The following is an 18,728-nucleotide window of genomic DNA, read 5'->3' as shown; positions in this document are numbered from 1 at the left end:
TCGACCGGCCGGTATTACCTGGCGCGGAACGCCGGATGACCGGCTGGAATTAAAAAAGGACTGTGCAAGCACTTGGGGAAGTGCCGTAGTTGGACAGCCCTGAAAAATAATGGGTGCAGCGTATCGAGGAGGCGAAGATTAAGGAAATACGGAATAACAATCCAGCTCATAGGCGGTCTCTATCCCCAGGAGTCTGATTTAAAGGCGCCTTTGTTACAGTTAATGTCGATGTCATTACCGCGCTTTCGCCTGTGTGGCAAAGCCGGTAAGGTCGGCGCGTTTTCCCATTGCTCGGAGCCCACTATGCCCGCCCCCGTTCTGTCCGGCCCGCAATACCTGCGCGAAGGCCTGAAGCTGGTCTTGAGTCCCGGCCTGCGTTTGTTCGTGTTGTTGCCGCTGGCCATCAACCTGGTACTGTTCGTCGGATTGATCTACCTGGCCGGCCATCAGTTCAGCCTGTGGGTCGACACCCTGATGCCGTCACTGCCGAGCTGGCTGAGTTTTCTCAGCTACGTGCTTTGGCCACTGTTCGTGATTCTGGTGGCGCTGATGGTGTTTTTCACCTTCACCATGATCGCCAACGTGATCGCCGCGCCCTTCAACGGTTTTCTCGCGGAGAAAGTCGAAGTGGTGGTGCGTGGCACTGACGACTTCCCGACCTTCAGCTGGGGCGAACTGATCGCGATGATCCCGCGCACGTTCGCCCGGGAAATGCGCAAACTCGGCTACTTCCTGCCCAGGGCCCTCGCGTTGCTGATCCTTTCATTCATCCCGGTGGTCAACCTGGTTGCTGCACCGCTGTGGCTGGCGTTCGGCGTGTGGATGATGGCAATCCAGTACATCGACTACCCGGCGGATAACCACAAACTCGGCTGGAACGAAATGCTCGCCTGGCTGCGCCAGAAACGCTGGCAGAGCATGAGCTTTGGCGGGATCGTCTACCTGGCGCTGCTGATCCCGGTGGTCAACATCCTGATGATGCCGGCGGCGGTGGCTGGCGCGACGTTGTTTTGGGTGCGTGAGCGTGGCGACCATGCACTGAAGAAAAGCTCCGTCTGAGCAAGAACTGCTGCCGCGGACGGTTGCGTAACGGGCGACGCAGCACTTAAAAAGAAGCCCACGCAAGGATTTTGCGTGGGCTTTTGTTTGAACGACCGCCCTCTATGTCACCGTAAGAGTAACCACTGGGGAAGCTAGCCCAGCAAGGATTTCTTCAACACGGATGTAATGGGTTCCCTTGCCAAGGGTTATGGACCTGGTTTCCTCACCCACCCCATTCACAGAAAAGGGGCCGTCCGAGACCGTAGTGCTAACAATCTTGCCCTGTTTTCCAGGTGTAATCTTCACGGTCACTTTCACACGACCATCCGTGATGATGTCGCCATCGAAGATAGGACATCCTCCATTGGTATAGGTCATCTTGGTGATTTGCGGAGTCACACCGCTTTCCACAGTAACGGTGTAGGTCGCTGATCGCGTCCCGCCGACACCTTGCTCTACGGCTATGAGCTCATACGTTTTTCGAGACAGCACCGACGTCTTGACCTCCCACTTGCCAGGCGCCGTTATCGTGGCTGCCTTCAGCTTGATGGTGCCGTCGTAAATGTCGACGTTCTTACCGGGAGCTACCGTGCCTTTGAGCGTCAACGGTGTTTTGCTGGTCGTGCCGGTATCGCCAAGCAGCGAGCCTGCGTCGTCCCTCACTTCGTTAATTGTCGGTTTCACCGCCGCCGTCACGGTAACGGTCCGAGGCGCTGATTCTGTCCCGCCGACACCTTGCTCTACGGCTTTGAACCTATATTCTCTTAGAGAAGACAGCACCGACGTCTTGAACTCCCACGTGGTAGCCCCCGTCATCGTGGCTTCGCCCAGCTTGTTGGCGCCGTCGTAAATATCGACTTTTTGACCGTCAGCTACCGTGCCTGTCAGCGTCAACGGTGTTTTGTTGGTCGTGACGGTATCGCCAATCGTCGTGCCTGCGACATCCTTCACTTCGTCAATCGTCGGTTGCACCAACTCGACTACGGTAAAAATCCAGACACCCGAATCCACCCCCGGCCTCACCTCGACCCTGATCGGATGCTCTGATTGACTCAAGTCGATCAGCTCGCACAGCCAGACACCGTCCTTTCCAGTCGTGACGCTGTCGATGTGCTGCTCGCCATCAAAAACTTTCAATTCCTGGTAAGGCAACGCTGTGCCTTCAAGTTTTACCCTGGTATCCCTGGTCTTGCTGCCATGGGGGACAGGCTTGCCGTTGGAGTCTGTCACCTTCTCGATCGTGGGTTTGCTGGCCTGCACCGCCACCGTAAAACTCCGCGGTGCGGACTCTGCCGGCCGATCATCGCCATAGCGCCCCACGGCTTTCAAAACATGTTCTCTATTGCTGAACGTCTTCCTCAGCTCCCAGATACCATCGTAAACCCTGAGCAAAGCCACTGAAGTCTTGCGATCAAAGATCTCGACTTCGTAACCATCCTCTGCCTTGCCTTCCAGCTTCAGGTCGCCATCCAGCGTTGTTTCGCCCTCGCCCACAGGCTCGCCCTTGCTGTCTTTCACTGTATCGATGGTGGGTGCCTGCAACTCTTCCACCCGGAATTCCCAGACATCAGACGTCAGCCCCTTGGGCCCCTCGACGAAAATCTTGTGGTCTGACTCGCTTAAGCGTTCGAGCCTGTGCTCCCAATCGCCCTGTTCATTGGCCGTGGGGTTGCCCACAATCGATTCTCCATCAAAAATCTCGAGAAGCTGATTGGGCTCGGCGCGGCCTTTGAGTTTGACCGTGGTGTACTTGGTCGTACCGGGGTTGGATATCTCGACACCCTTGAGATCGGTCACCGTAGTGATCTCAGGCTTTGCTGCCTCGACATTTTTAACGGTATAAATTCGCTCCTCGAAAGGGAACGCCTGAGTCCTGTCGTCTTCCTGATTCAGTGCGACCTCGACGATGACCTTCAACAGCGAGCCATTGAGTAACGCCTTGAAGTAGTCGTAAGGCACCTTCACCTCGCGATAACCTTGATCGAACCAGTCGTCATCCACCGGCTCCGATTCCATCACGGAGTACAGGTGATCTCCACCACCGGCGTTCTTGCCCTCCAGGTCAACCCAGCACCGTTGATTTTTGGCCCACAGCGGCCAGCCTCCAAGATATACCGCGCACTCGGCAGTGTTACTGGTCAGGTCCAGTTCTGGGCCATGACCGTTGTCCTGAGCCTGGGGGATCCGGGCGGCTTTCAACTCTTCTCGGGGCAGGGGGAGCACGTTGAGAATCCGCGGATCAGAGGTTTTTTCGATCTCGTCTTTACGCAGGATGGTGTAGGTCATCCACATTTTTTTGCCCAGAAGAAACGCAACGGCATCATTCCCCAAATTCACACGCCTGGGGTTTGACGACCCTAGACGCACCGTCCAGCTCTTGGACTTTCCACCTTCCGGGGTGCCGGGCTCACCAATCGTTTCGACATAGATCCTGTCATCGGGATCCAGTTTATCCGTAGGTATCAGCGCTCCGAACGCGTCGCTGGTGCTGAATGAGTCCAGATCATCGTCACCCACCGTCGGATAGACGTCAAAACTGTCGAGATCCGGGATAGGGGCGTGTGTTTCGGGTGCGTTAACTTGAGCGGTCATGAGCAATCTCCATTTCGCAAGAGTCGCCGCAACGTGAGCGGCAGCGTTGACGCCATCTAACACCTGGCTCCAAGGCGCTGGCCACTGTCAGAAATAACAGGTAGGCCGCAGTTTCCGACCAGCGGTGAGGAGCGCTTGATAGTTAGATATGAACGGGCAGGCGAAAGCAGCTCCGGGTGATTGCACGCAGAGGCGTGTTCCGGATTTTGTGTAAACGAGCACGTTAAAATGCAGCTTCGCCACTGCACAATGATGCAGACGAAGGGTAACGGCAGACCATCAATCTGCCGTGCTGTACGCAATGAACCAGTGCTACTTCGTCATGAAATACTCAAACATGCGGCTGATGTCAGACGATTCACCCGCAACCACTTGTCTCACCAAAATGTGCTTTCTGCCAGTGCCGAAATCGAAGTCATATTCGAATTCCCAAGTGCCACTGCCTGGCGTCATCTTGGCGGTGCCCAATTCACTATTGTCATGATTCAGCACTCGAACCGATATCGCCTCCGTCCAACAGGTTCCTTTGATCGTATTCCGCCCTACTTTCAAGCGCTGTTGATCACTCGGACTGGTAATCGCCGGTGCACAGCGTGCCTCGGTGACTCGGAACTGACGCAGTAAAGTTGGCTCAGAAGGCACCCCTCCCACGAATTCCACGACCTTGACATGCTTGTCGCCTGCATCCCAAATGCGGCTATAGTACCAATGCGTGATATCGTCACTGTTGATAATGGCATCGGCCAACTTGCTATCGTCATGGTTCCACAATTCAACCCTGGCGCCCGCCGAACACTTCCCCTCAAGATACACACGGCCGACAATGTATGTGCGTCCGTTTAAAGGCGCAATAATCGTCGGCATTTTGAGGGCAGGCGCGACCGCTCCCGTGTCCTCTCCCTCTCCACTGTCAGATAGGCTGGTTGCTGGTTTGTTGGACGTGGGTTCTTCTCGGGCAGTCATGATTTCGATGCTCCTGTTACCCGGCACAATTGCCTGCGGCTTCTGGGGCACTTCTATCTCCGACACACGCGTAAAGCTACCTGTAAAAACTGACAGTCCAGACGAACGGTTATCAGCACAAGCAACGCTGATACCCCCCATGGCGATATTGACCCCGACCTAGTATTTCTTACAGTAGCCAGCCTCAAGCATCAGGTATCCAATGAGTCGCGAGGGCTCACCCACGTCAAGAACCTTCAAGCATTCAGGGATGAGTCACGATCTCAATTTATGGAGAACCGGTTCAATGACAACGTCCATCCAAAGCCCCATCGCCGCCAGCATAGTGGCGTCCAACAATCCCGCTAACGGATATCAAAACCCGCGCTTTCCCTGGCTCAACATGAGTCCCGCCGCACTGCACGCTGAACCTACAGCCGGTTTTGTCTACGTCCTTAGCGCAAGTACGCGCATTCTCATCGACGATGAGAGCCTGCGTCCTTTGGCAACACGGTTGGCGTTCGGCTTCGCCCTCGCCGCCGGGCTCGAAAAACAGCCTGCCATTGTGTCAGGGAATAGCCCTGCGCCGGGTGATGTAAAGCTGACACTGTCCGACCCGGATACCGCCGGTGTTCCAATTCCGGTCAAAGGCGCACCCGAGGCCTACCGAATCGATATCACCAGCACCATCCACGTCACCGCGAAAACCCTGCAAGCCATGGCCCTGGCACTGACGACCCTGCATAAAGCGGCACAGGTTTCGACCAGTCTTGAATCTGCGGAGATAGTCGATGGCCCTGTCTACCCCGAACGCTCGGTGCTGATCGATGTGGGCCGCAAGTATTACAGCGTTGAATGGATGATAGACCTGCTGCATGAGATGGCCTGGAACAAGCTCAACACCCTGTATTTGCACCTCACCGACAACGAGGGGGTACGGGTCATCTTCCCTTCCGCCCCGGACACCGCCAGCCCCGATGCCTGGAGTGCAGAGGACCTCAAGAAAATCCTCGTTACAGCAGCGGCCCTTCACATTGAGGTCGTCCCCGGGATCGAATGGCCTGGGCATATGCAGTGGATTCTGCAAAATAAGCCGGAATTTCAGCTGCAGCTTTCAGGCGGCACGGTCGTGTCAAAAGCACTCGATTTCAGCATCCCCGCCGCTCGCGAATTTGTCATGGGGCTTATCAACGATCTTCTCAAGATGTTTCCGGATTGCACACGTCTCAATTTGGAGGCCGACGAGTACTTCCTCAGTCCGATCTCTCCGAGCAACACGCCACAACTGGCTCGGTACGCGCGGGAAGATTCCGGGCCGTCCAACGCAGACTCACGGGATGGTGTAAGGAAATTCGTCAACGAAGTCGCGAGCTTTGTGCAGCAAAAAGGCAAGGTTGCTCGAATGTGGAACGATGCAGTCGTTGAAAAAGATCAAAAGATTTCTGTGGATAAAAACGTTGTAATCAAGTGCTGGAGTATCTGGGGCAGCAAGCGCAACGAGAAAAATGTGCAAGCGTTGATCGATGAAGGGTACTGCGTGGTAAACGCCCACGGTGACTTTTATAACGTCATTAAGTCTGGCTGGGACAACCTTTTTCATCCCCTGCACTCACCCCACGGTATTTATGATCGTTGGCGCCCCAACATTTTCATGGACGATGCGGGGTCTGGGCATACCGTCATAGATCCAGCCCATCCCGCCGTGCTGGGGGGAGGCATACAGGTATGGGCCGACGAAGCGGCGTACATGACACCTGAAAAGGTCTGGTCGCATCTGAAAGAGTGGATGTTGCCACTGGGGCAGCGCGCATGGGGGTCACCGAATGCCGCTCCAGACTATAAATCCCTGTCACTGATCGCCCGTTCGGTTCGCTATGCCCCACCACGCCCTTGATACCTCGGTGGTCAGCTAGATACTCGGTGCAGCCAAGCGCGCTCACCGTCACAAATCCATCATCGCGCTGACACAATGGCGACATGGCCTCAGTCGACACTGAGGCCATGACGACAGCTCTGCATATCACCCTGATCACCGAAACCTTCCCTCCGGAAATCAACGGCGTGGCCAATACTCTGGGCCGCTTGTTCGAAGGCCTGCGCGCGCGTGGGCATCAGGTAGAACTGGTGCGACCGCGCCAGGGCAGCGATCAAGCCCGCCTCAGCGACGATGAACTGCTGCTCTGCCGCGGCTGGCCGCTGCCGGGTTATCCGGGGATGCAATGGGGCCAGTCGTCGATGCACAAGTTGCTCAGGCGCTGGCAGCGTCATCGCCCGGACGTGCTCTACATCGCCACCGAAGGACCGCTGGGGTTGTCGGCCTTGCGCGCGGCACGACGGCTGGGCATTTCGGTGGTGAGCGGTTTTCATACCAACTTCCAGCAGTATTCCAACCAGTATGGTTTCGGCTTGTTGACCCGGTTACTGACACATTACCTGCGTTGGTTCCATAACCGCTCCAAGTTGACCCTGGTGCCCAGTGCCAGCCAACGAATGGAACTGGAACGTCGGCATTTCGAGCGTCTGGCGCTGCTGTCCCGTGGCGTCGACAGCCAACTGTTCCACCCGGCCAAACGGTTGGGTTCGCTGCGTGAAAGCTGGGGGCTGGATAACGACGACATCGCGCTGATTCACGTCGGCCGGCTCGCTCAGGAAAAGAACCTCGGCCTGCTCAAACGTTGCTACCAAGCCTTGCAGTCAACTTATCCGCAACGACGCATAAAGCTGATCGTGATCGGTGATGGCCCGCAGCGTGCGCTACTGGAAAAAGAACTGCCCGACGCGATCTTCTGTGGCTCGCAGCGCGGAGAAGCCTTGGCGTGTCACTACGCGTCCGGGGATCTGTTTCTGTTTCCGAGCCTGACCGAAACCTTCGGCAATGTGGTGCTGGAAGCACTGGCCTCCGGATTGGGCGTGGTGGCTTACGATCAGGCGGCCGCAGCTCAACACATTCGCCATGGTTACAACGGCGTGTTGGCGATGCCGGGGGACGAAGAGGCATTTTGCGATGCCGCCCGTTGGTTGTTGGAAGAGGCAGAAACCTTGCGCTGCATACGACTGAACGCGCGTCAGCACGCCAGTCGGCAGGGCTGGGGGGCAATCGTCGAGCAATTTGAAGGACAGTTGCGCGGGGCTTGCGAGGTGCAAATCGGGGCACAGCCTTTGATGTCCATGCCCCATTCGATCAAACCAGCGTCATCAACGCCTCACGACTGAACGGCAGGATGCCCTGCTCGCGACCTTCGCGGACTTTCTGTGCCCAGTCCGGGTCGACCAGCAAGGCGCGCCCCACGGCCACCAGGTCGAACTCTTCGTTGTTCAAACGCTCCAGCAGGTTCTCCAGGCTGGCCGGTTGCGCGACTTTGTCGGTGTTGACCATGAACTGCAGGAACTCACCGTCCAGCCCCACGCTGCCCACGGTGATGGTCGGCTTGCCCGTCAGTTTGCGGGTCCAGCCTGCGAGGTTCAGCTCGGAACCGTCGAACTCCGGCTCCCAGAAACGCCGTGTAGAGCAGTGGAAGATATCCACGCCGGCATCGGACAGTGGCTGGAGAAATTCGCCCAACGCCTCCGGGGTTTGCACCAGACGTGCGGTGTAGTCCTGCTGCTTCCACTGCGAGTAACGGAAGATGATCGGGTAGCCCGGACCGACCGCCGCACGCACGGCCTGGATCAGCTCAATGGCAAAGCGCGAACGATTGGCCAGGCTGCCACCGTATTCGTCGGTGCGCTGGTTGCTGCCTTCCCAGAAGAACTGGTCGACCAGATAGCCGTGGGCGCCGTGAATCTCGACGCCGTCCATGCCAATGCTCTGCGCGTCTTTGGCGGCCTGGGCGAAGGCCGCGATCACGTCCTGGATATCCTGTTGAGTCATGCCGTGAACCACGACCTGACCGTCCTTGAGTTTTTCCGAAGGGCCGTAGCCTGGCACGCTCGCATCCGGCTCGGTGCCGATGCGCCGTACGCTGCCGACGTGCCACAACTGCGGAACGATCTTGCCGCCTTCGGCGTGGACCGCATCAACAACTTTTTTCCAGCCGGCCAACGCCGCTTCGCCGTAAAAGTGCGGGACGTTCGGGTAACCGTTGGAAGCCTTGTGGCCAACCGTGGTGCCCTCGGTGATGATCAGCCCCACACCTGCGGCAGCGCGCCGGCAGTAGTACTCGATGACCTTCGAATTCGGCACGCCGCCCGGGGAAAACGACCGGGTCATCGGCGCCATGACCACACGGGTCGGCAGCGCCAGGGCACCGAGGTTGAACGGTTTGAACAAGGCTTTGACGGGCATGGGACGCTCCACGTGAAAATAACTTTATGACGGCGATAATATGGAGACTTGCCAGCCTTGAATAGCACTATTGATTTAGGTGATTAAGGTTCAAAAGACAGGGGGGGGGTCTGTAGGTGCACGGCTTGCCAGCGATGGCGTTCTTGAGATCGCTATCGCCGGCAAGCCGTGCTCCTACGGGAGACAGGTTCAGACCAGGGCTTTTTCGATCGCCTGAACAATCGTCGGATCATCCGGCGCAGTACGTGGCGAGAAACGCGCCAGCACGCGACCATCTTTGCCGAGGAGGAATTTCTCGAAGTTCCAGGTGATGTCACCCGGGAATTCCGCGCCCTCGCCCGCCAACAGCCGGTACAGCTGATGACGGTCGTGACCGTTGACTTCCAGCTTGCTGGACAGCGGAAAGGTCACGCCATAGTTGAGGCTGCAGAACTCTTTGATCTCGCTTTCAGTACCTGGCTCTTGCCCGGCAAACTGGTTGCACGGCAAACCCAGCACACTGAAACCTTTGCCCTTGTATTGCTGGTAGAGGTTTTCCAGAGCCGCGTACTGCGGGGTCAAACCACACTTGGAGGCGACGTTGACCACCAGCACGACGTGCCCTTTGAAGGGCGCCAGAGGTAACTCCTGGCCATCCAAAGTCTTCAATGTAAGGTCGTGAAAAGCACTCATGACGAACTCCAAATTTCCCGTGTTCTTCTCGAAACAGCCTCTTGGCGATGTCGCCAAGGACAGCCGCGGACTAAAAAGGCGCCCCTCGGGCGCCTCTCCAGTTCTCGAAGCTTAGCGCAGAAAATCAGTGGTGATGGCCACCTTCGCCATGGACGTGACCATGAGCGATTTCTTCCTGGCTGGCTTCACGGATGTCGATGATTTTGACCTTGAAGTTCAAGCGCTGACCGGCCAACGGGTGGTTGCCGTCAACGGTCACGTCGTCGCCGTCCAGATCACGGATGGTGACGATTTGCATCTGGCCGTCTGGCGCGGAAGCGTGGAACTGCATGCCCACTTCCAGTTCGTCGACGCCTTCGAACATGCTGCGGCTCAGGGTGCTGACCAGTTCGGCAGCGTATTCGCCGTAGGCATCTTCAGGTTCTACGGAGACGTTCAGTTCGTCACCGACTGCTTTACCTTCCAGGGCTTTTTCCAGGCCCGGGATGATGTTACCTGCGCCTTGCAGGTAGACCAGCGGTGCGCCGCCGGCAGAGCTGTCGATGACCTCACCAGCGTCGTTGGTCAGGGTATAGTCGATGGAGACAGCCTTATTGGCGGCGATCAGCATGGGGCGAGACCTTTTGCATAAGAATATAGAAAGACCAAGTTTAGCGAAGCCATCGTCCGAAAGCGAACAGAACCCGGACGGACGTGTCGCGTCGACAGGGTCGACGATCGAAGGCTTCCATCAGGACGAGGATGGACACTGGGTTGTCGAGCTTTCCTGCGGCCATACCCAGCATCTGCGCCACCAGCCACCCTGGCAATCACGAACCTGGGTTCTGGACTCCGCCAAGCGTATTGAAAAAATAGGCCAACCCTTTGATTGCGGTTGGTGCGCTCAAGGCTCGGTTAGCGATAACCTTGACGTCTGATTTCGGCAGACAGCCAGATATAGGCCATCGCCATTGCCATGCACCTCCAGAGAATCCGCATGCAAACTTTTTTTATCGCGCCCACCGATTTTGGTGTGGGTCTGACCTCCATCAGCCTCGGGCTGGTGCGTACCCTTGAGCGAGCCGGGCTGAAAGTCGGCTTCTTCAAACCGATTGCCCAGCCGCACCCTGGTGACACCGGCCCTGAACGTTCCACCGAACTGGTGGCCCGCACCCACGGTCTGAAGCCGCCGCAACCGCTGGGCCTGGCTCATGTCGAGCGGATGCTCGGCGACGGTCAGCTGGATGAGCTGCTGGAAGAAATCATCACCCTGTACCAGCAAGCCGCCATCGGCAAAGACGTGCTGGTCGTCGAAGGCATGGTCCCGACCCGCAGCGCCAGCTACGCTGCGCGGGTCAACCTGCACCTGGCGAAAAGCCTGGATGCCGAGGTGATTCTGGTTTCGGCACCGGAAAACGAAGTGCTCACCGAATTGTCTGGCCGGGTCGAGTTGCAAGCGCAATTGTTCGGCGGTCCGAAGGACCCGAAAGTGCTCGGCGTGATCCTCAACAAGGTCAAGACCGATGAAAGCATGGAGGCTTTCGCCGCCCGCCTGAAGGAACACTCGCCCTTGCTGCGCAGCGGCGACTTCCGGCTGCTGGGCTGCATTCCGTTCCAGCCGGAACTGAACGCGCCGCGCACCCGTGACGTCGCGGACTTGATGGGCGCTCAGGTGCTCAACGCCGGCGACTATGAAACCCGGCGCATGAGCAAGATCATTATCTGCGCCCGCACCATGCGCAACACGGTCGAACTGCTCAAGCCCGGCGTGCTGGTGGTGACCCCCGGCGATCGCGACGACATCATCCTCGCCGTCAGCCTCGCCGCGATCAATGGCGTGCCGCTGGCCGGGCTGCTGCTGACCAGCGGCACCCTGCCCGACCCACGGATCATGGACCTCTGCCGAGGCGCCTTGCAGGCCGGTTTGCCGGTGTTGTCGGTGAGCACCGGCTCCTACGAAACCGCCAACCAGTTGAATGGCTTGAACAAGGAGATCCCGATCGACGACCGCGAGCGTGCGGAAATCATCACCGATTTCGTCGCCAGCCATCTCGACGCCAACTGGCTGCACCAGCGCTGCGGCACGCCGCGTGAAATGCGCCTGTCGCCGGCAGTGTTCCGCTATCAACTGATCCAGCGCGCCCAGGCGGCCAACAAACGTATCGTCCTGCCCGAAGGTAGCGAACCGTTGACCGTGCAGGCGGCCGCGATCTGCCAGGCCCGCGGCATTGCCCGTTGCGTGTTGCTGGCCAAACCCGAAGACGTACAAGCGGTCGCGCGCGCCCAGGGCATCGAGTTGCCTGAGGGCCTGGAGATTCTCGACCCGGACCTGATCCGTCAGCGGTATGTCGAACCGATGGTCGCGTTGCGCAAGACCAAAAGCCTCAATGCGCCAATGGCCGAGCAACAGCTGGAAGACACCGTGGTGATCGGCACCATGATGCTCGCCCTGGATGAAGTCGACGGGCTGGTGTCCGGGGTCATCCACTCCACCGCCAATACCATTCGCCCGGCGTTGCAACTGATCAAGACCGCACCCGGCTGCACGTTGGTGTCGTCGGTATTTTTCATGCTGTTCCCGGAGGAAGTGCTGGTCTACGGCGACTGCATCATGAACCCGCACCCCAGCGCCAGCGAGCTGGCCGAGATCGCCCTGCAAAGCGCCGACTCCGCCGCTGCCTTCGGGATCACGCCACGGGTGGCGATGCTCAGCTACTCCAGCGGTGAGTCGGCCAGCGGCGAAGAAGTCGAGAAAGTCCGCGAGGCCACTCTGCTCGCCCACGAAGCGCAAAACGCGCTGCTGATCGACGGGCCGTTGCAGTACGACGCCGCGGCCAACGAAGTCGTGGCCCGGCAACTGGCGCCGAACAGTCAGGTAGCCGGTCGGGCAACCGTGTTCATTTTCCCCGACCTGAACACTGGCAACACCACTCACAAAGCCGTGCAACGCAGCGCCGACTGCGTCAGCCTGGGACCGATGCTGCAAGGCCTGCGCAAACCGGTGAATGATTTGCCGCGCGGCGCTCAGGTCGACGACATCGTCTACACCATTGCCCTGACTGCGATTCAAGCCGCCAACCGACCTATGGATGTTTAAATGCTGGATTCTCTACCTGCACCCTTGCGAGGCGTGATCGCCTCGCTGTTGTTGGCGCTGAACACGATCGTCTGCTGCACACCGCTGTTTGTCGTGGCAATCTTCAAATTACTGCTGCCCTTCCCGACCGCACAGCGCTTCACCGACTGGCTGATGAGCCACATCCATGAAGCCTGGATCAGCAACAACAAGGCCTGGATGGACTTGCTCGGGCACACGCACTGGACGCTCAGCGGGCTCGAAGGCCTGGACTATCAACACTCGTACCTGATCACCAGCAACCACCAGAGCTGGGTCGACATCATGGTGTTGCAGTACGTGCTCAACCGCCGGATTCGCCCGCTGAAATTCTTCCTCAAACAAGAGCTGATCTGGGTGCCGGTGATCGGCCTGGCCTGGTGGGCGCTGGGCTTCCCGTTCATGAAGCGCTACTCCAAGGCCTATCTGGAAAAGCACCCGGAGAAGAAAGGCAAAGACCTGGAAACCACCCGCAAGACCTGCGACAAGTTCCGCAATAACCCGGTGGGGATTTTCAACTTCGTCGAAGGCACGCGCTTCACCGAAGGCAAGCATGCGCAGCAGCAATCGCCCTTGCGCTACCTGCTCAAGCCCAAGGCTGGCGGTATCGCGTTTGTGCTGGATGCCATGGGTGAGCAACTGGAAGCCATCGTCAATGTGACCATTCACTACCCGGCCGGGCGCCCCGGTTATTGGGACCTGCTGTGTGGCAACGTGAAAGAGGTGGTGGTGCACTTTCAGGAACTGAAGATCCCGCCGCAGTTCATCGGCAAGAACTACGATCAGGACGGCGTGTACCGCCTGGAGTTCCAGGGCTGGATCAACCAGTTGTGGGAAGACAAGGATGCGCTGCTTGCACAGATGCATCGCGAGTATCCCGGGAAGTAATCAGGTGTCTGTACCGGCCCTATCGCGAGCAGGCTCGCTCCCACAGTTAATTTGTTGTGAATACAAAATTTGTATTCAATAGAAACTCCATGTGGGAGCGAGCCTGCTCGCGATGGGGCCCGACCAGACACAAAAAAGCCCGCAGATGATTGCTCATCTGCGGGCTTTTTATTGGCCGCTAACGCTTAGATCGCGCCGCGTTTACGCAGCAGGTCCAGCACTTGCTTGACGCTTTCTTCCAGCGACAGCGTCTGGGTGTCGACCACAAGGTCGGCGTCCAGCGGCACGTCGTACGGGAAGGAATCGCCCGGGATGTTGTCGCCACCTGCAGCGTACAAACCTTGCGGATCACGTGCGGCGCAGACCATCGGCGACGCCTGCACGTAAACGGTCAGCAAGCGGTCATCACCAATCAGCGCCTTGGCCTGTGCACGGCCTTCGGCGTCCGGTGCGACAAACGCCGCCAGGGTCAGCAAACCGGCTTCGTTGAACTGACGTGCGACGTGAGCCGCACGGCGCCAGTTCTCGGCACGCCCGGCGCGATCCAGCGGCAGACCTTTGTTCAGGTCGTGACGCAGGTTCTGCCCATCGAGTACAAACACCGCACGGCCCATGTCGAACAGCTTGCGTTCAACTGCATAGGCCAAAGTGCTTTTGCCCGCGCCCGAGAGGCCGCTGAACAGCACGGTAGCCGGTTGCTGGCCGAAGCGCTGGGCACGCTCTTCGGTGGCTACATGGGCCAGTTTTCCATGGTGCGTGGAGCTGCCATGCGCCAAAGGCTGGGCGACGATCATGCCGGCGCCGACGGTGCCGTTGGTCAAGCGGTCGATGATGATGAACGAACCGGTGGTGCGGTTGCTTTCATAACCGTCGAGGGCAATCGGCGCGTCGAGGCTGATCTTGACCTTACCGATCTCATTCAGCTGCAAGGCGCTGGCCGGGCCTTCTTCCAGAGTGTTCACGTCGACCTTGTTGACGATGCTGGCAATCGAGCCCGGCACGTAACTGGTGGCGCGCTTGATGTCGTACTTCTTGCCCGGCAGCATCGGCTCTTCAGCCATCCACACCAGCATCGCTTCGAAGCTGTCGGTGACCGGTGGCACGTTGTCGGCATGCACCAGCAAGTCGCCACGGGAGATGTCGATTTCGTCTTCCATGGTCAGCGTCACCGCCTGACCCGGACCTGCGTGTTCCAGCTCACCTTCGAAGGTAACGATGGATTTCACGCGGCTGCTCTTGCCCGACGGCAGCACCACGACTTCGTCGCCCTTCTTGACGATGCCGCTGGCCAGGGTGCCGGCGAAACCGCGGAAGTTCAGGTTCGGCCGGTTGACGTACTGCACCGGGAAACGCAGGTCGGTGAAGTTACGGTCGCCCGCGACTTCCACGGTTTCAAGAATCTCCATCAGCGACTGGCCGGTGTACCACGGCGAGCGCTCGGATTTATTCACCACGTTGTCGCCTTTCAGCGCCGACATCGGCACGAAATGCATGCTGGTAGGCTTCATCTTCAAGCCTTCAGCGAACTTCAGGTAATCGGCCTTGATCGACTCGAACACGCCCTGATCGAAGTCCTTGAGGTCCATCTTGTTGATGGCGACGACGATGTGCTTGATGCCCAGCAACGAGGCAATGAAGCTGTGGCGACGGGTCTGGGTCTGCACGCCGTAACGGGCGTCGACCAGGATGATCGCCAGGTCACAGGTGGATGCACCGGTGGCCATGTTGCGGGTGTACTGCTCATGGCCAGGGGTGTCGGCAATGATGAATTTGCGCTTGGCGGTGGAGAAATAGCGGTACGCGACATCGATGGTGATGCCTTGTTCACGCTCGGCCTGCAGACCGTCGACCAGCAACGCCAGGTCGATGTCGTCACCGGTGGTGCCGACTTTTTTCGAGTCGCGGGTAATGGCTTCCAGATGATCCTCGTAGATCATCTTGGAGTCGTGCAGCAGGCGCCCGATCAGGGTGCTCTTGCCGTCGTCGACGTTACCGCAAGTCAGAAAGCGCAGCAGCTCTTTACGTTCGTGCTGGCCCAGGTAGGCGAGGATGTCCTCGCTGATCAAATCAGATTGATGCGACATGACAGCCCCTTAGAAATAACCTTGACGTTTTTTGTCTTCCATCGAGCCGGCGCCATCGTGATCGATGACTCGGCCCTGGCGCTCGGAAGTTCGCGTCAGGAGCATTTCCTGAATGATGTCCGTGAGGCTTTCGGCCTCGGACTCCACCGCGCCCGTCAACGGGTAGCAGCCAAGGGTACGGAAACGCACTTTCTTTTTGACGATGCGGGCTTTGTCTTCGTCGCTCAGGTGCTCGAGGATGCGCTCGTCGTCGATCATGATCAGCGTGCCGTTCTTCTCGATGACCTCGCGCTCGGCAGCGAAGTACAGCGGGACGATCGGGATGCCTTCAAGGTAGATGTACTGCCAGATATCCAGCTCGGTCCAGTTCGACAGCGGGAATACGCGGATCGATTCGCCTTTGTTGACCTTGCCGTTGTAGACGTTCCACAGCTCCGGGCGCTGGTTTTTCGGGTCCCAGCGGTGCTTGCTGTCGCGGAATGAGTACACGCGCTCCTTGGCGCGGGATTTCTCTTCATCGCGGCGCGCACCACCGAAGGCTGCGTCGAAGCCGTACTTGTCCAAAGCCTGTTTCAGGCCTTCGGTCTTCATGATGTCGGTGTGCTTGGCACTGCCGTGGGTGAAGGGGTTGATCCCTTGAGCCACGCCTTCCGGGTTGACGTAGGTAATCAGGTCAAGGCCCAGCTCTGCGACCATCTTGTCGCGGAAGCTGTACATCTCCTGAAATTTCCATTGGGTGTCGACGTGCATCACCGGAAACGGCAGCTTGCCCGGGAAGAACGCCTTGCGTGCCAGATGCAGCATCACGGCGGAGTCTTTACCGATGGAGTACAGCATCACCGGATTGTCGAACTCGGCGGCCACCTCGCGGATGATGTGGATGCTTTCCGCCTCCAGCTGTTTCAGATGCGTCAGTTTGTCGACCATGGCTACTCACGAAAGCTTTCTTATGAACGGCCAGCGGGCCGTGTTCGAGCGGCGAATGCTAGCACAGCGACCTCTTCTAATCAGGACGCCGACTAGATCGAAAGAGCATATGAATATACCTGCTCGTTCGGGCGCCGCAGGCCCGCTCCCATCGTTGATTTTCGGTTATCAAATCGGATTCGGGCAATCGATGAAAATGTGTTCAAGGGCAAACCGTCGAGCCAGATAATCCCCCAGCGCCTGTACACCGAAGCGTTCGGTGGCGTGATGGCCGGCGGCGATGAAGCTGATGTCGTTCTCCCGGGCGCTGTGGAAGGTTTGCTCGGACGCTTCGCCGCTCAGATACAGATCGACACCGGCCTGCACCGCCTGATCGATATAACCCTGGCCACCGCCCGTGCACCAGCCGACGCGCCGGACCATTTTACTGCCCTCGATCAGCAACGGCTCGCGGCCCATGACCTCTTGCACCTGACGGGCAAAGTCGCGCGCGGTCATGGGTTCGGCAAGCGAACCGACCAGCCCGACCACTTTGAGGTTTTCCGGGTCCAGCGGACCTTCGACGGTAATGTCCAGTTGGCGAGCCAGTTGCACGTTGTTGCCCACTTCCGGGTGCACATCCAGCGGCAGGTGATAGGCCAGGAGGCTGATGTCGTGCTTGAGCAGGGTTTTGAGCCTACGCTGCTTCATACCGGTAATGCAGGGGTTTTCACCTTTCCAGAAGTAGCCGTGGTGAACCAGCACCAGATCGGCCTTGGCTTCGACCGCGGCATCGAGCAACGCCTGGCTGGCCGTGACGCCGCTGACGATACGCGTGACCTGCGGCCGACCTTCGACTTGCAGGCCATTGGGGCAATAGTCGGCAATCCGCGAACTGGCAAGGTAACGATCCGCTTCTTCCACCAGGGTGCTCAGGGCGACGGCCATAAAAGACTCCTAAATATCCCGTTCAGAGGCGCGCGCGGCCTCGTATAATGCGCGACATTATGGGCCGTCCATGGTCCTTCGTAACCTCCCAGGATTTGTTCAATGCTCAAGGGTCTGCGTTTTTTTGGCTGGCCGCTGCTGGCCGGCGTGCTTATCGCGTTGTTGATCATCCAGCGTTACCCGCAATGGGTCGGCTTGCCAAGCCTGGATGTGAACCTGCAACAAGCCCCACAAACCACTCAGACCCAACAGGGGCCGGTGTCTTACGCCGATGCCGTGGTCATTGCCGCACCGGCAGTGGTCAACCTCTACACCACCAAAGTGGTCAACAAAACCAGCCATCCGTTGTTTGAAGACCCGCAATTCCGGCGGTTCTTCGGCGACAATGCGCCCAAGCAGAAGCGCATGGAGTCGAGCCTCGGTTCCGGGGTGATCATGAGTCCTGAAGGTTATTTGCTGACCAATAACCACGTGACCTCAGGCGCCGACCAGATTGTCGTCGCGCTCAAGGATGGTCGTGAAACCCTCGCTCGCGTGATCGGCAGCGACCCGGAAACCGACCTCGCGGTGCTGAAAATCGATTTGAAAAACCTGCCGTCGATCACCGTCGGCCGCTCGGAAAACATCCGCGTCGGCGATGTCGCGCTGGCCATCGGCAACCCGTTTGGCGTCGGCCAGACCGTGACCATGGGCATCATCAGCGCCACCGGGCGTAATCAGTTGGGCCTGAACAACTACGAAGACTTCATCCAGACCGACGCCGCGATCAACCCAGGCAACTCCGGCGGTGCACTGATAGACGCCAACGGTAACCTCACCGGGATCAACACCGCGATTTTCTCCAAGTCCGGCGGCTCACAAGGCATTGGTTTCGCGATCCCGATCAAGCTGGCAATGGAAGTCATGAAGTCGATCATCGAGCACGGCCAGGTGATTCGCGGCTGGTTGGGGATTGAAGTGCAGCCGTTGAGTCAGGAACTGGCGGAATCGTATGGCCTGTCCGGGCGTCCGGGGATTGTCGTTGCGGGGATTTTCCGCGACGGCCCGGCACAAAAAGCCGGCCTGCAACTGGGCGATGTGATCCTCAGCATTGACGGCGAACCGGCCGGTGATGGCCGCCGTTCGATGAACCAGGTGGCGCGGATCAAACCGACTGACAAAGTGACTGTTCAGGTCATGCGCAACGGCAAGGAGCTCAAGCTGACTGCGGAAATCGGCTTGCGTCCGCCACCCGCCCCGGTCAAAGAAGAAGAGTAAGCCCATAGGAGTTGCCGGA

The 18,728-nt window shown here is 58.5% G+C and carries 15 protein-coding genes; 7 read left to right on the top strand and 8 right to left on the bottom strand.

The genetic code is table 11. The features are described 5' to 3' along the window. The first annotated feature begins 303 nt into the window (after positions 1 to 303). Complete coding sequence (cysZ, locus tag AC1DIH_RS17075) at positions 304 to 1,059, top strand: sulfate transporter CysZ (RefSeq protein WP_477772559.1); 756 nt, start codon at positions 304 to 306, stop codon at positions 1,057 to 1,059. 102 nt (positions 1,060 to 1,161) lie between these two features. Here the strand turns inward: cysZ and AC1DIH_RS17070 are convergent, their stop codons facing one another. Next, the gene (locus tag AC1DIH_RS17070) at positions 1,162 to 3,633 is read right to left on the bottom strand and encodes a hypothetical protein (RefSeq protein ID WP_477772558.1); all 2,472 of its coding nucleotides are present in this window, start codon (positions 3,631 to 3,633) and stop codon (positions 1,162 to 1,164) included. 312 nt (positions 3,634 to 3,945) lie between these two features. Further along, positions 3,946 to 4,596 (bottom strand): hypothetical protein, encoded by a 651-nt coding sequence (locus AC1DIH_RS17065; protein WP_477772557.1) that lies wholly within the window; start codon positions 4,594 to 4,596, stop codon positions 3,946 to 3,948. A gap of 286 nt (positions 4,597 to 4,882) precedes the next feature. On the opposite strand from AC1DIH_RS17065, the gene AC1DIH_RS17060 reads away from it, so the two are divergent. After that, complete coding sequence (locus AC1DIH_RS17060) at positions 4,883 to 6,469, top strand: family 20 glycosylhydrolase (protein ID WP_477772556.1); 1,587 nt, start codon at positions 4,883 to 4,885, stop codon at positions 6,467 to 6,469. Positions 6,470 to 6,552: 83 nt separating this feature from the next. Further along, complete coding sequence (locus AC1DIH_RS17055; RefSeq protein ID WP_477772555.1) at positions 6,553 to 7,788, top strand: glycosyltransferase family 4 protein; 1,236 nt, start codon at positions 6,553 to 6,555, stop codon at positions 7,786 to 7,788. On the opposite strand, the gene AC1DIH_RS17050 is transcribed toward AC1DIH_RS17055, so the two are convergent. The 3 genes from AC1DIH_RS17050 to AC1DIH_RS17040 form a co-directional block, all read right to left on the bottom strand. Beyond that, positions 7,757 to 8,860, bottom strand: coding sequence for an NADH:flavin oxidoreductase (locus AC1DIH_RS17050; protein WP_477772554.1), 1,104 nt, complete (start codon positions 8,858 to 8,860; stop codon positions 7,757 to 7,759). The genes AC1DIH_RS17055 and AC1DIH_RS17050 overlap by 32 nt on opposite strands. Positions 8,861 to 9,049: 189 nt before the next feature. Continuing rightward, on the bottom strand, positions 9,050 to 9,532 hold the full coding sequence (locus tag AC1DIH_RS17045; protein WP_103315755.1) for a glutathione peroxidase: 483 nt from the start codon (positions 9,530 to 9,532) through the stop codon (positions 9,050 to 9,052). Positions 9,533 to 9,656: 124 nt separating this feature from the next. After that, positions 9,657 to 10,142 carry an FKBP-type peptidyl-prolyl cis-trans isomerase gene (locus AC1DIH_RS17040; RefSeq protein WP_477772553.1) on the bottom strand — a complete coding sequence of 162 codons (486 nt, stop codon included), beginning with the start codon at positions 10,140 to 10,142 and terminating at the stop codon, positions 9,657 to 9,659. Between AC1DIH_RS17040 and AC1DIH_RS17035 the strand changes: the two genes are divergently transcribed. From AC1DIH_RS17035 to AC1DIH_RS17025, 3 genes are read left to right on the top strand one after another with little or no spacing between them, the layout of a single operon-like run. Then, positions 10,111 to 10,449 (top strand): DUF3565 domain-containing protein, encoded by a 339-nt coding sequence (locus tag AC1DIH_RS17035; protein WP_477772552.1) that lies wholly within the window; start codon positions 10,111 to 10,113, stop codon positions 10,447 to 10,449. The genes AC1DIH_RS17040 and AC1DIH_RS17035 overlap by 32 nt on opposite strands. Before the next feature lie 59 nt (positions 10,450 to 10,508). Beyond that, a complete protein-coding gene (gene pta / locus AC1DIH_RS17030; protein ID WP_427530143.1) occupies positions 10,509 to 12,608 on the top strand; it encodes a phosphate acetyltransferase in 2,100 nt (699 codons plus the stop codon). Next, positions 12,609 to 13,514 (top strand): acyltransferase, encoded by a 906-nt coding sequence (locus AC1DIH_RS17025; RefSeq protein WP_477772551.1) that lies wholly within the window; start codon positions 12,609 to 12,611, stop codon positions 13,512 to 13,514. Between the two features lie 185 nt (positions 13,515 to 13,699). Here AC1DIH_RS17025 and cysN read toward each other — a convergent pair whose 3' ends face one another. From cysN to AC1DIH_RS17010, 3 genes are all read right to left on the bottom strand, one after another. Next, the gene (gene cysN / locus AC1DIH_RS17020; RefSeq protein ID WP_477772550.1) at positions 13,700 to 15,598 is read right to left on the bottom strand and encodes a sulfate adenylyltransferase subunit CysN; all 1,899 of its coding nucleotides are present in this window, start codon (positions 15,596 to 15,598) and stop codon (positions 13,700 to 13,702) included. A 9-nt stretch (positions 15,599 to 15,607) separates the two neighbouring features. Further along, a complete protein-coding gene (gene cysD / locus AC1DIH_RS17015; RefSeq protein WP_019691910.1) occupies positions 15,608 to 16,525 on the bottom strand; it encodes a sulfate adenylyltransferase subunit CysD in 918 nt (305 codons plus the stop codon). Between the two features lie 168 nt (positions 16,526 to 16,693). Continuing rightward, a complete protein-coding gene (locus AC1DIH_RS17010) occupies positions 16,694 to 17,452 on the bottom strand; it encodes a Nif3-like dinuclear metal center hexameric protein (protein WP_477772549.1) in 759 nt (252 codons plus the stop codon). Positions 17,453 to 17,554: 102 nt separating this feature from the next. Here AC1DIH_RS17010 and algW point away from each other — a divergent pair, with 102 nt between their 5' ends. Next, positions 17,555 to 18,709 carry a Do family serine endopeptidase AlgW gene (gene algW, locus AC1DIH_RS17005; protein WP_477772548.1) on the top strand — a complete coding sequence of 385 codons (1,155 nt, stop codon included), beginning with the start codon at positions 17,555 to 17,557 and terminating at the stop codon, positions 18,707 to 18,709. Positions 18,710 to 18,728 lie beyond the last annotated feature (19 nt).

The sequence above is a fragment of the Pseudomonas sp. 05N36 genome (assembly GCF_056397385.1).
This window is presented reverse-complemented; position numbering and strand designations above follow the sequence as displayed.

Coding starts and splice junctions, on each gene's coding strand:
- cysZ (WP_477772559.1), top strand. CDS start 304: ATGCCCGCCCCCGTTCTGTCCGGCCCGCAATACCTGCGCGAAGGCCTG.
- AC1DIH_RS17055 (WP_477772555.1), top strand. CDS start 6,553: ATGGCCTCAGTCGACACTGAGGCCATGACGACAGCTCTGCATATCACC.
- cysD (WP_019691910.1), bottom strand. CDS start 16,525: ATGGTCGACAAACTGACGCATCTGAAACAGCTGGAGGCGGAAAGCATC.
- AC1DIH_RS17035 (WP_477772552.1), top strand. CDS start 10,111: ATGGAGACAGCCTTATTGGCGGCGATCAGCATGGGGCGAGACCTTTTG.
- algW (WP_477772548.1), top strand. CDS start 17,555: ATGCTCAAGGGTCTGCGTTTTTTTGGCTGGCCGCTGCTGGCCGGCGTG.
- pta (WP_427530143.1), top strand. CDS start 10,509: ATGCAAACTTTTTTTATCGCGCCCACCGATTTTGGTGTGGGTCTGACC.
- AC1DIH_RS17050 (WP_477772554.1), bottom strand. CDS start 8,860: ATGCCCGTCAAAGCCTTGTTCAAACCGTTCAACCTCGGTGCCCTGGCG.
- AC1DIH_RS17070 (WP_477772558.1), bottom strand. CDS start 3,633: ATGACCGCTCAAGTTAACGCACCCGAAACACACGCCCCTATCCCGGAT.
- AC1DIH_RS17025 (WP_477772551.1), top strand. CDS start 12,609: ATGCTGGATTCTCTACCTGCACCCTTGCGAGGCGTGATCGCCTCGCTG.
- AC1DIH_RS17045 (WP_103315755.1), bottom strand. CDS start 9,532: ATGAGTGCTTTTCACGACCTTACATTGAAGACTTTGGATGGCCAGGAG.
- AC1DIH_RS17040 (WP_477772553.1), bottom strand. CDS start 10,142: ATGCTGATCGCCGCCAATAAGGCTGTCTCCATCGACTATACCCTGACC.
- cysN (WP_477772550.1), bottom strand. CDS start 15,598: ATGTCGCATCAATCTGATTTGATCAGCGAGGACATCCTCGCCTACCTG.
- AC1DIH_RS17060 (WP_477772556.1), top strand. CDS start 4,883: ATGACAACGTCCATCCAAAGCCCCATCGCCGCCAGCATAGTGGCGTCC.
- AC1DIH_RS17010 (WP_477772549.1), bottom strand. CDS start 17,452: ATGGCCGTCGCCCTGAGCACCCTGGTGGAAGAAGCGGATCGTTACCTT.
- AC1DIH_RS17065 (WP_477772557.1), bottom strand. CDS start 4,596: ATGACTGCCCGAGAAGAACCCACGTCCAACAAACCAGCAACCAGCCTA.